The following is a 12,091-nucleotide window of genomic DNA, read 5'->3' as shown; positions in this document are numbered from 1 at the left end:
CCATAAATAGACCTTAAATAGGCCTTAAATAGCCCTTAAATAGCCCTTATATAGCCCGTAATTATCCCGTATTTACGGATAATCAACTGTCTTTTTTAGTTTTATGCGGCTAGTTCCATAATTCTTCGTTTGTTCTGGTTTATAACCTTTCCCTCTAGCTTTAGCCAAGTAAGATATACGCCAGATAGCGTCCTGTATCGACTCGTAATCATCTCTTTTAATATTGTAATAGCAGTTCTTAGGAAAGTATTCAGAGCCGTCTAGTTGCCGCCATAGCTCTTTAACTTTGTTGGTTACTTCATAAGGAAAGTTAACCTTGTGACCGTCTATCAATAACGCATAGTGATAGTGTTGTTTCTTAGCTGTTTCTAGCTCTCGACACCAAACAAAGCCGACACGCTTTAAGCTGTACTTACGTTTAAGCCATTTATGTAATCTGCGATTAAAGGCCGTTATTATCCCGTTATTTTCTGTGTATTCATAAACTCTTAGATCAAACCGTATGATGTGTATTTTGCTATGGTGACTTAACATCGCATCAATCTGGTTAATCACCGCTTTAATGGAGTGCGCAATTAACCCACTTCCTTTTGAGTTTACCCACCAAGTATTGCCGTTTACTGTTATTACTTTGTCTTTGGTTATATATGCCATTAGATAGTTTACTAACTAAGATAACGCTAAAGGATATTATTAATTACCTAGATCAAAGTAAGTTGTTACTTACCTGTCTAAACCCAATGGTTATAGTTGGTTTATTACAATCATCATAAATATAGGGGTAAAAAACCTATAAATAATGGTTAATAACAATCAACATAAACAGGGTAGTGTTTAACAGGTTTGTAACTACTAACTATTGAAAAGTGGTTAACTTGGTTATACTCTTGTTGTTGGCTAGCGGTTTTGCCGTCAAACCTCACCGTCTAGCCAGTTTAAAAGAAAGCCTACTTTGGTTAGTCTTGAGTGGGCTTTTTGCTTTCTATTCGCTGTTCATACTCCTTATCAGCATCGGCTTTTTCCTGCTTGGCTTGCTTCAGGCGTTTAACTGCGTTTTTAGTGCCATAGTATGAGCGGTCTTTATATTGCTTTCTGGCAATGGTTCGAGCGTCTTTGTCTAGCTCCCAATCACAAGAAAAGTGCCTTTCATCAAGCCAGTAAAATGTTTGTTTTTTACCGTTGTATTCACCTTGTTCAGTATGAATAAGCCAGTGCTGGTAATATTCTCCTGTTAGCTGTTGTAAGTAAGCTCGAAAACCACCACCAAGCTCGTTACACAAATGATCTCTAGCATGTTTACTAACGTCAGATAGAATTAAAAGTAACTCGTATGCTGGGCTGTTTATTTCAGGTAATGCGCCATCAGGGGCAGTAAATAATAAGTTCTCCATATTAAATACCCCCTTTGTTAGTTGTTCTATTTGCTATTAATTCTTGAACAAGTGCTTTGATTTGAATAGGAGTTTGTTCTTCACACATAGCTCTGATAACAGCATTAACTTCGTAAGAAATGAATCCTATGCTTCTTTCTCCAAGTGGTATGGATTTAATGAAGTGCTGTGATTTTATGCGATTGTATAAAGTACTTTTTGACCATCCTGTAAGTTCAAGTACTTCAGGTTTGCGTAATATTCTTGGTTGTTTATTGATGTTCATGTTTGCTCCTTAAAAAGCGTGTTAAAAACATGAACAAATTTATAGGACTAAATGTGTGTCAGTCGATTGTGACATAGTGACACAGGGTCATGTGACACTACTTTTTTAGGTATGATTTTTACTGTGAAGTATTATTTTTAAAGCTTTGTAGCTATGACGCTATTTTCTTTTTATTTCGTCTGGTTGAATAGCCTTTGCCAATTCATCCGCTGTTCTATTTGTTCCTTTTGCTGTCACAGTTAAGTTTAATTTCTCAGCAATGAAATTTGAAATTTCTTGTTGGGTGGGTAGGTTCTTATTATCGTAATTTATCCAATATTCATTTTGAGTAGCTAAAATGGCTTTTAGCTTTGAAGTCATAATTGAAAATGAATTCCCTTGGAGTAACTCTACTTCATCAGTAAGTGCTTTTATTTTTGTATTTAATTGTTTAATTTTCTCATTATTATTTTTATTCGACACTGAAGGGGGGAGCTGTTGAGGTGGCCTTTGTTGTTGTTTTAGTGTTTCTTTTTCGTCCTTTAGTGCTTCAATAGGCTCATCAAAATTTTTGGGTTCATATATTAATCCAATATTAACATCTTGATATTCACACCACCTTACAAACTCTTGCTTTGAAATAATTGTATGCTGAAAGTCGATTTCAACATTTCTTTCTATGTAAATACTGTTTTTATATATTTGTGACGATTTTTCACCAAATTCGTCATTATTAAAGCACCAAAGTTCAATAGTGTGTAATTTGTAACCATCTTGATTTGCGCCTCTAATATCGTCATACAACCTCTGCTTATACTCATTCTTAGAGGGGTGTGCCATTTTTATCATAGAGGAAACAACTTGGTTTTGACCTATGGAGTGTATGTTTGTCGCTAATTCAGCAATTTCATCTAAAGTGAGATGATTTTTTTGTTTTATTAATTCGAGACCATTAGAAGATAATTGCTTTTTTAAATAATTAATATCTCTAGGCAACGGAATATTATATGAATCAATTAAATCTTTAAACTCATCATAGCAATATAGTTTTTCTTCTAATTCACACGTCGTTTTAAGTTTGTATGTATGAAAAAGTAATCTATCGTTATTACTATACTTAGTACCTTTTAAGGCTCGAATAAAACATGCTTCCTTTGGTGTACCATCATCGCTCATAAATGAAGAGTACCCCCATTCAGACTCTTCTAAGATAAAGTACCCATTGGCATAAAATGGCTTATTCTGTAAATTTAAAAGAAGTCCTTTAAAATAAACATATGGTACTAAATCTTCGATTATGTCACCGATGAATATGTCAATTAAAACATCTAAATCAGAACTATTTAAAAACTGTTTGTTTTCCATAACACCCTCGTGTTCCTACTTTAAATTCACTAGGCCAAAAGTTGGTAGGTAATCAACTTCTTTCGGGAGCTACCCTAGGCTTAGCAAAACTAGATAACGGCTGTTAAACCCTTATTCGATTTATTAAATTTGCCTGATTGCGCATTTGTTATATGCGCAGACCACCAAGCCATCATTACTCGTCTACGCTCCAAATATTCAGCGTGATTATAAGCGCGTCTTACTTCGTTTTTATCAACGTGGGCTAATGCTGATTCAATAACATCAGCATCAAAACCTTGTTCGTTTAAAGTGGTGCTGGCGAGTGAGCGTAAACCATGCGCCACTAATTTGTTCTTATAACCTATACGCTTTAATGCCATGTTTGCTGACTCACGGTTAGCGTGGCCTTTTAGGTTTCTATCAGCAGGGAATATGTAGTCATTGTCGGCACTAACAGGCTTAATACGTTCTAATATTGCTAGGGTTTGTGGCGTTAAAGGTACAACGTGTGGCTTGTTCATTTTCATTACATCGCCAGGAATTCGCCAGCATGCGTTTTCAACATCAATATCAGCCCACTTTGCTGTAGCGGCTTCGTTTGAACGCACCATGGTATGAAGCTGCCATTCAATTAATAAGCGCGTTACTAGCCTTAATGTTGAATAGCTCAGGTCAGCCATTAGCTTTGGTAATTCTTCAGGCTTTATTGTGGGGTAATGTTGTCTCTTTGGTGCTTCAAACGCTTTTAAAATACCCGTTAATGGATTGCTTTCTATTAAGCCAACATTAGCGGAGTAGGTCATTATTTCATTTAGGCGCTGGCAAAGTCTTTTAATAACAAACAGGCTGCCTTTATTAGCGATTGGCTTCATCGCATCAATCACAATAACAGGCGTTAAAGCGGTAACAGGGTGCTTACCTAGTTTTGGGAATATATGATTGTTAAGCGAGTTCCATGTGTCGTTAGCGGTATTTTGGGCAATGGTTTTCTTCTTTAATTCAAACCAATCTTCAGCAACCTTTAAGAGAGTATTGTTTAACTCTGCTTTTTTGCCTTCGGTAACTTCTTCTTTATGGGTTTTAGGGTCAATATCTTTAGCTAATAACTTTCTCGCATTAGTGCGCTTTTCTCTAGCATCAGCTAGTGACACGTCAGGATAATTGCCAAAACTAATATTTGCCCGTTTTTTGGTAAAAGGGCGGGAATAATTAAAGATCCATAATTTAGAGCCTTGAGGTTTAACTCTAAGTGCTAAACCGTCACCGTCAGCAAGGTTGTATTCTTTGCTTTTAGGCTTGGCTTTGTTTACTTCTGTATTGGTTAAAGACTTAGTTGTTTTTGCCATAATTGTAACACTGGAAACTCAAAGTAAGGGCTGGTGTTACAATGAGTGTTACAATAAAACGTGATTATTACAAGTTCTCTTTAAGCGTTAATAACCGTTAAGTGCTCTGAGTTGATTGTTTTTAATAGGTTTTGTGAGGTTTGTTGAACGTTATAAATAATGATTTTGGTGTCCCTGAGACGATTCGAACGTCCGACCTAGCGCTTAGGAGGCGCTTGCTCTATCCAACTGAGCTACAAGGACATTATAACGCAAAAAGCGTTGTTAATTTATCTTAAAAGTTGTTGTTGTTCTAGTTTTATTTTCTCTGTATGTGGATGAAAAATAATTAATTAGAAATAACGGTTTATCATTCGCTTTAAATCGTTTTATACTGCAACTGAAGTTGATTAAACTATGGCTAAAACTATAAATAAGAGGTTGAATTTGTTAAAAAAACGTTACAAACAAGTTGCCTTGGTTTTTTGGTCTCTGTTAAGCGCTTTGTTGATAACTACGCAAACATTTGCAGATAATGGCACAACCAATCGTGACTTTATCTTTTTTGTTGAACGCGTTGAAAAATTACAAAATACCAATGTTACCGATGCACTTGCACTGTTAGATTCTTATCAAACCAACATCAATGCGTTAACGGTTGGGAACCAGGTAAAGTATTACCAAGTACTGTCAGAAGTTTATATTGAAGCCTCTCAATATAAATCGGCGTTTAGCGCCGCATCGCAAGGGTTAAAAATAGCACAACATTTAACTAGTCCTACAATATTGATTTCACAACTTTCATACTTACGTGGCTTTTCTTTAGAAAGTTTAGGTGATGCTAGTGGCGCGGTTGAGAATTATTTGAATGGCTTAGAAGTTGCCGAATCCTTAGATGCTAAAAAATTTATTGCCGATGGCTTTATCAACTTAGGTGCTATTTATTACCTAACTGAACAATATGAAAAGTCGTTGACTATGCTCAATAACGCGCTGGTTATTGCCAATACTCTAGATAATGAAGAACTTAAAGGTTCCGTTAACAGCGAGTTGGGTATTTTATACTCTTATATGTATAACCCTAAAAAATCGATAAAATTTTACCAAGCGTCTTACGAACATTATAAAAAAGCGGGTATGGCACTCTATGCGTTAAATAGTTTACAAAATATTGCAGTGAACTACATGGATCAAAGCCGATATGAACAAGCTATTGAGCTATTTGAAGAAGTCATAGCCAGTGCTAATAAATTTAGTAACAATGAAGTTATAAGTGGAGCTTATACTCGTTTGTCTATGTCGCACGCTAAGAAGAAAGATCCTGATTTAGATGTTGCTTATCAATATATTACCCTTGCTGAACAATACCTAAAAGGTGTACAGCAACATAATGCCTTATTATTTTTTAACGTTAATAAGGCATACGTACTTGAAGCCATGGAACGATATGATGAGGCGCTTGAAAACTTAGCGGTCGCTGAAAAAATATTAGCAAAAAATAGTCAAACAAAAAATACTTTTTCAAATTATCACTTGATGTATTTGCAGTCTGAAATTTATTATAAAACACAAAGATATCAGCAAGCTTATGAAAAACAATCTCAATTTTTAACGCGTTTATTTAAAGATCAAGAAAACATAAATATGGAACAAATTGAAGAGTTACGATTAAGTTTTGAAAGCAAACAAGCAGACTTAAAAAACAAAATACTCGAACAGGAGAAGTCTGTACAAATAATAGAACTTAACGATGTGACCTACCACGAAGAAAATTTACATTTGTTGATTATTTTTGTCGGTACGGTGCTCGTCATACTCGCTTGGTTTTTGCTTAAAATGTTACAAAGTCAAAAACATTTTGTTCGAATTAGCCAAGTTGATGATTTAACAGGTGTTGCTAATCGCCGACGTTTAATCGAATTGGGTGAGCAAATGTTTACCCGAGCAGAAGAAGAACAGACACCTTTTAGTATATTAATGCTTGATGTTGATAATTTTAAGGCGATAAATGATAGCTTTGGTCATAATACCGGTGACAAAATACTCAAAGATATTGCTGACTTGGCTAACCATATTATGCGTCAAAGTGATTGTTTTGGCCGTTTCGGTGGCGAGGAATTTATTGCTTTATTAGCGAACACTTCACCCGAAAATGCTTATGATTTGGCTGAGAGATTACGCTTGAGTATTCAAAATAAAGTTTGGTCATATAAAAAACTCACTGGGGTTACGGTCAGTATTGGTATATCTTCTTACCAAAAAGGAAGTACTACAAGTTTTGCTCAACTGATAAAAGACGCGGATATTAATATGTATCAAGCAAAAAATTTAGGTAGAAATAAGGTGTGTTTTTAATGAAGCATTACTCTTTTTCTAATATATCACTGTGTGTCTTATTGAGCTTCTACTTGGCAAATGTAGCATTTTCTTCAGTAGCGCAAGCTTATTCAGTTGGCGAAGCGTTAGCCGCAGAAGAAAATAAGAGTGACAATGCGCCTGCTGAGCCTGAAAATATTTTGAACAATAAAGAGCCGTTACCCATTAATGCTCGTATTTTGTCTTTGTTATCACTGGTTCAACAAAACGATCAAAAAGATGCTGTGCAAGTTACCGGTGTTTTATTACAACTAGAAGAAATCAACTCAACTTTTAACGCCGCAGAACAGTATTTAATATTTTTGATACACGCTTTAATCGAGCACCATGCACAACAGGATAAACAGGCTATTGCTTGGCTTGAGAAGACATTAAACTTACGAGATAAAATCCCTGAAAAGCAGCTTTATTTACCTGAATTCTCTGAAGTGAATCTGATTTTTGCTCGCTCATTTTCTGCTTTGGGTGACTTTAAGCAAGCGTTCGATTATAAGAAAAAATATATAAGAAATGGTTACCAATACTTTGATGGAACCCGAGCTGATAAAATTAAAGATCTTAATAAAACCTATGCAACTGATGAAAAAATTAAGCAAAATGAATTACTAGCCAATCAAAATAAAATTAAACGTTTAAAAATTATTGCTGCAGAGAATAAAAAGTTTGCTCAACAACGTAATATTTTAATACTAGTTGTCACTGTTATTGTTTTCTTTGTACTTCTATTGAGACAAATAAAAGTCAGAAAAAAATTAAAATATTTAGCAAAAGTAGATAGTCTAACTAACTTATATAATCGACGTACTTTGTTTGAAAAAGGCGCTGAAGCAGTTGCCACAGCGGTCAATGAAAAACAGAGTTTAAGTGTCATTCTATTAGATATAGATCACTTCAAAAATATAAATGATACTTACGGTCACGATATTGGTGATGAAGTTATTAAAATAATTGCCGAACTAGGCAGTGAAACTATGCGCTCTCGCGATCTTTTTGCCCGATTAGGTGGTGAAGAGTTTGCCGGTATATTACCAGAGGTAGGCTGTGCTGAAGCTAAGGCAATAGCCGAGCGTTTACGTGAGAAAGTGGCAAGTAAAGACTGGTCTGAATTTAATATTAACGAACAAGTATCGGTATGTATTGGCGTTGCTTGTTTAGAGCAAGTCGAGTTAAATTTTGATGACTTACTTAATGCAGCTGATATAGCGATGTATTATGCTAAAGCTAACGGACGCAACCGCGTCTGTCAGTTTAATGATGAAGGCCAAAATAATAACGACTAATTTACAGATTTTGATAAAGAAGTGTTTTCCTGCCTTGTCTCCCTATTGTCATTCAAAATGTACTCTCAAAGGCGCATCTTGATTGGCAACAGCTATATAATCATATAAGCTAGAGTCTAGCTAAATGTAATCTAAAAATAATAACCAAAGTCACGGGTAGGGCTACTCCCTAACAGGTTGACAATTCAGGAATTAATTCATGTCAGACGCGCTTAATTTTAGCCTCGAAGGTATTGAACAGCGACCACTTCGACAATTTACCGAAGAGTCTTATTTAAACTATTCGATGTACGTGATCATGGATCGAGCTTTACCACATATTGGTGATGGCTTGAAGCCAGTTCAAAGACGTATTGTCTATGCGATGTCTGAATTAGGTTTGTCTGCCAACGCAAAATATAAAAAATCAGCGCGTACTGTTGGTGATGTGTTGGGTAAATTTCACCCACATGGCGACTCTGCTTGCTATGAAGCTATGGTATTAATGGCTCAGCCATTTTCATATCGATATCCGCTGGTTGACGGGCAAGGAAACTGGGGCGCGCCAGACGATCCGAAATCTTTCGCTGCTATGCGTTATACCGAATCACGTTTATCACGTTTTAGCGAAATATTACTCGCCGAGTTAGGTCAAGGCACCGTTGATTGGACACCAAACTTTGACGGTACCATGAATGAACCTAAAACCTTGCCTGCTCGTTTACCTCATATACTCTTAAATGGTATTACCGGCATCGCTGTTGGTATGGCTACCGATATTCCGCCCCATAACGTTCGTGAAGTGGCTAATGCATGTGTGCATTTAATTGAACAACCTAAAGCGGAAATTAGTGATTTACTTGAGTATGTCAAAGGTCCTGATTACCCCACCGATGCTGAAATAATTACACCTAAAGCCGATATTGAAAAAATATATAGAACCGGTAAAGGTAGTATTAAGATGCGCGCCATCTTTGAGGTTGTGCAAGGTGATATTGTTATTACAGCTTTACCTCATCAAGCTTCTGGCGGCAAAATACTTGAACAAATTGCTGGGCAAATGAATGCGAAAAAACTACCTATGGTGGTTGATTTGCGTGACGAGTCTGATCATGAGAATCCAACCCGTTTAGTGGTGATCCCTCGTTCTAATCGAGTTGATATAGAACAATTAATGAATCACTTGTTTGCCAGTACCGATTTAGAAAAAAGTTATCGTGTTAATCTAAATATGATTGGCTTGAATAATAAACCTGCAGTAAAAGACTTGCGGGTTATTTTATCAGAATGGCTGGTATATCGTCGCGAAACTGTGCGTCGTCGCTTGCAGTATCGTCTCGATAAAGTGTTAGCTCGTTTACATTTATTAGACGGTTTATTGATCGCCTATTTAAATATTGATGAAGTTATCGAAATTATTCGAAATTTTGATAAACCCAAAGAAGAACTGATTTCTCGTTTTGATTTATCAGAACGTCAAGCAGAATCAATTTTAGAAATTAAGCTTCGCCAACTTGCTAAACTTGAAGAAATTAAAATAAGAGCAGAGCAAGCAGAGCTTAATATAGAACGTGAATATCTTGAAAAAATATTAAACTCAACAGCGCGAATGAATACGCTAATGAAAAAAGAAATTCAAGAAGCGGCTGAAAAATATGGTGATGACCGTCGTTCTGTTCTTATTGAGCGCAGCGAAGCAAAAGCACTATCTGAAAAAGATTTAGTCCCCAGTGAAGCCGTTACCGTTGTCGTTTCTCACAAGGGTTGGGCGCGTTGTGCCAAAGGTCATGATATTGAACCCGAAGCGCTGAGTTATAAATCAGGCGACAGCTACTTATGTTCTTCAAAAGGGCGCAGCAATAATCCTGTGGTCTTTATTGACTCAACGGGGCGTGCTTACACCACCGACGCTCATACATTGCCAACGGCAAGAAGCCAAGGTGAGCCGTTAAGTGGCCGTTTTAGCCTATCGACAGGAGAAACGTTTGTCACGAGTTTAATGGCAAGTGATGAAAGCAAATATTTACTCAGCAGTGATGCTGGCTATGGTTTTGTTGGTAAATTTTCTGACATGATCAGCCGCAATAAGAATGGTAAAGCATTATTAAGCGTGCCAGCAAATGCCAAAGTGAATACACCATTGCCAATTGCTAATATTGATAATATGTTAGTGCTTGCCATTACGTCTGAAGGTCGAATGCTGGTATTTCCAGTCAAAGACTTACCGATACTTAGTAAAGGTAAAGGTAACAAAATTATTAATATTTCTGCAGCAAGAGCGAAAAGCCGTGAAGAATTTGTTTCGATACTAAACGTTATTTCAGCAGAAAGTTCGGTAACATTGCACGCGGGTAAACGTAAGTTAACCTTAAAAGCCAGCGATGTTGAACACTATCGTGGTGAGCGTGGTCGCCGTGGCAATAAGTTACCAAGAGGTCTACAACGCGTTGACCGTGTCGAAGTGGGTATGATCGCCGAAGAAATTAACATTGAAGACGTGGTAATTCCAACAGCCAATGATGAGATATAAGTAACCGTAACTTTTAATCACTATTTACTTCATCATTTATTAAAAACTCAGGTAAAATAACATTATTATTTTACCTGAGTTTTTTATCTTTATGTCACAGCCTTTTACCTACTCAACAACCTACGAACTAGACAAAGCCCATTTTCAAGAATGTTTTAGCGAATCTGTTGTCATCGTTACTTCAATAAGCGCCTATAAAAAATCAATTGCCTTAACCGTTGCTGGAATGTTGTTAGTACTGTTTACCGAAATGAATCCCTATGCAGCTTGGTTTGTTTTTGCTTTAGGTATTCTTGAAGCCGTCAGTACCTATTATCAAAAACCGTGGTGGGTGATGCGACAAATGCTCAGTAAAGCCGCCAAAGGTAATGTTGATTTAACGATTGATGAACAGGGTATTGTGAGTAAATCATTTTACGCTAGCTTGACATTATTGTGGTCAGACGTGCAATTAATACAAAACACCCAGCTAGGTTGGTTAATAAGACACGCTCAGGGGCGTAGTTACATTTCTAATAAAAATTTATCGGCAGCAGCGATAACATTCCTTACCGATAAACAGGCTCAGCAAAGTAAGCGTTAATATTCAGTGAATTTTTTTCGCTTAAATAATCCTAAATTTATTTTATTATTCATTTCGATTTGGTTTGGCATGCTAGTAATGTCTCCTATAGCTATCGAAGACATTCGTGAGTATGGGGTCTTTAGTTTTATTGGCTTACTTGGCGGTATTTTTGCCAATTCAACGGGAGCAGGTGGCGGGGTTGTCTTTATCCCATTGTTTAATCAACTCAACTTTACTGAACAACAATCTATAGCGACCAGCTTTGCTATTCAATGTTTTGGTATGACTGCCGGCGCTTTTACTTGGTGGTTTCATTACCATAGTGAAAAAACACAATTACGTTTATGGCAAGGGTTTAAACGTATTATCAGTGTGACCACAATAAGCTCAATTATGGGTATTTGGTTTGTTTATGGTAATCAACTTAGCTCACCCACTTCTTTGCATCACAGCTTTAGCTGGTTCTCTTTAGTGCTTGGCCTATTTATAATTGGCACTATCTTCTTTATTAAGCCTCATCGCGAGCGTAGCCAACTCTACCTTTTTGATTGGCTCGCTTTAACCACCATAGGACTATTTGGTGGTGCGCTTACCGCTTGGCTATCGGTAGGTGTTGGTGAGTTATTGGCTATTTATTTAATTCTTCGACGTTTTGACATTAATATGGCCGTGGCCGCAGCCGTGATTGTTTCAGCTTTTACTGTTTGGTCTGCCATCTGGCAGCATACCTTGATTCAATTTGAAATTTATTGGCAAGTGGTGCTATTCGCAGGTCCAGGTGCCTTGCTTGGCGGAATTTTTGCTAAGACCTTAGTGACGCACCTCTCAGCAACTAAGTTGAAATTATTTTTTGCTTTTTGGTTGTTAATAATAGGACTCATTGGTATCAAGTAAGTAGTCGCTAACCGCTCATCTTTTCTTCGAAATTAGCTAAAAAATTAATTGTATTACATATTCTGGGGCAAGGATCCACAAAACCCCACAAATTCATCAACTTTGCTCAAAGCCTTAATTTTATTGGCGTTCGGCCAGATCATTTATACCAATCTTTGCT

At 36.7% G+C, this 12,091-nt stretch carries 10 protein-coding genes and 1 tRNA gene; 5 read left to right on the top strand and 6 right to left on the bottom strand.

The genetic code is table 11. The features are described from left to right. Positions 1-72: 72 nt before the first annotated feature. From H4J70_RS05385 to H4J70_RS05360, 6 genes are all read right to left on the bottom strand, one after another. Positions 73-654, bottom strand: a complete 582-nt coding sequence (locus tag H4J70_RS05385; protein ID WP_182250739.1) for an inovirus-type Gp2 protein — start codon at positions 652-654, stop codon at positions 73-75. Positions 655-956: 302 nt separating this feature from the next. After that, positions 957-1,391: a hypothetical protein gene (locus tag H4J70_RS05380; RefSeq protein WP_259367999.1), complete on the bottom strand. Its 435-nt coding sequence runs from the start codon at positions 1,389-1,391 to the stop codon at positions 957-959. Position 1,392: 1 nt separating this feature from the next. Further along, complete coding sequence (locus H4J70_RS05375; RefSeq protein ID WP_182250738.1) at positions 1,393-1,656, bottom strand: AlpA family transcriptional regulator; 264 nt, start codon at positions 1,654-1,656, stop codon at positions 1,393-1,395. A 159-nt stretch (positions 1,657-1,815) separates the two neighbouring features. Then, a complete protein-coding gene (locus H4J70_RS05370) occupies positions 1,816-3,000 on the bottom strand; it encodes a hypothetical protein (protein ID WP_182250737.1) in 1,185 nt (394 codons plus the stop codon). A gap of 89 nt (positions 3,001-3,089) precedes the next feature. Beyond that, positions 3,090-4,328, bottom strand: coding sequence for an integrase domain-containing protein (locus H4J70_RS05365; protein ID WP_182250736.1), 1,239 nt, complete (start codon positions 4,326-4,328; stop codon positions 3,090-3,092). A gap of 166 nt (positions 4,329-4,494) precedes the next feature. After that, positions 4,495-4,571, bottom strand: a tRNA-Arg gene (locus tag H4J70_RS05360). 183 nt (positions 4,572-4,754) lie between these two features. Between H4J70_RS05360 and H4J70_RS05355 the strand changes: the two genes are divergently transcribed. From H4J70_RS05355 to H4J70_RS05335, 5 genes are all read left to right on the top strand, one after another. After that, on the top strand, positions 4,755-6,662 hold the full coding sequence (locus H4J70_RS05355) for a diguanylate cyclase (protein WP_182250735.1): 1,908 nt from the start codon (positions 4,755-4,757) through the stop codon (positions 6,660-6,662). Beyond that, on the top strand, positions 6,662-7,963 hold the full coding sequence (locus H4J70_RS05350) for a GGDEF domain-containing protein (protein ID WP_182250734.1): 1,302 nt from the start codon (positions 6,662-6,664) through the stop codon (positions 7,961-7,963). The genes H4J70_RS05355 and H4J70_RS05350 overlap by 1 nt, the downstream gene beginning before the upstream one ends. Positions 7,964-8,162: 199 nt before the next feature. Further along, complete coding sequence (gene parC, locus H4J70_RS05345) at positions 8,163-10,472, top strand: DNA topoisomerase IV subunit A (RefSeq protein WP_182221136.1); 2,310 nt, start codon at positions 8,163-8,165, stop codon at positions 10,470-10,472. 91 nt (positions 10,473-10,563) lie between these two features. After that, entirely contained in the window at positions 10,564-11,055 is a 492-nt protein-coding gene (locus tag H4J70_RS05340; RefSeq protein ID WP_182229967.1) for a YcxB family protein, read from the top strand. Positions 11,056-11,133: 78 nt separating this feature from the next. Next, positions 11,134-11,931, top strand: coding sequence for a sulfite exporter TauE/SafE family protein (locus H4J70_RS05335; protein ID WP_259367998.1), 798 nt, complete (start codon positions 11,134-11,136; stop codon positions 11,929-11,931). Positions 11,932-12,091 lie beyond the last annotated feature (160 nt).

It is taken from the genome of Colwellia sp. BRX8-9, assembly GCF_014077245.1.
Classification (GTDB): Bacteria; Pseudomonadota; Gammaproteobacteria; order Enterobacterales; family Alteromonadaceae; genus Colwellia_A.
Note: the sequence above shows the minus strand (reverse complement) of the source record. Positions and strands in the feature narration are given on the sequence as shown.

Bases quoted from the DNA above. Each gene is read 5' to 3' on its own strand.
- H4J70_RS05385 (WP_182250739.1), bottom strand. From the start codon at position 654: ATGGCATATATAACCAAAGACAAAGTAATAACAGTAAACGGCAATACT.
- H4J70_RS05380 (WP_259367999.1), bottom strand. From the start codon at position 1,391: ATGGAGAACTTATTATTTACTGCCCCTGATGGCGCATTACCTGAAATA.
- H4J70_RS05375 (WP_182250738.1), bottom strand. From the start codon at position 1,656: ATGAACATCAATAAACAACCAAGAATATTACGCAAACCTGAAGTACTT.
- H4J70_RS05370 (WP_182250737.1), bottom strand. From the start codon at position 3,000: ATGGAAAACAAACAGTTTTTAAATAGTTCTGATTTAGATGTTTTAATT.
- H4J70_RS05365 (WP_182250736.1), bottom strand. From the start codon at position 4,328: ATGGCAAAAACAACTAAGTCTTTAACCAATACAGAAGTAAACAAAGCC.
- H4J70_RS05350 (WP_182250734.1), top strand. From the start codon at position 6,662: ATGAAGCATTACTCTTTTTCTAATATATCACTGTGTGTCTTATTGAGC.
- parC (WP_182221136.1), top strand. From the start codon at position 8,163: ATGTCAGACGCGCTTAATTTTAGCCTCGAAGGTATTGAACAGCGACCA.
- H4J70_RS05340 (WP_182229967.1), top strand. From the start codon at position 10,564: ATGTCACAGCCTTTTACCTACTCAACAACCTACGAACTAGACAAAGCC.
- H4J70_RS05335 (WP_259367998.1), top strand. From the start codon at position 11,134: ATGTCTCCTATAGCTATCGAAGACATTCGTGAGTATGGGGTCTTTAGT.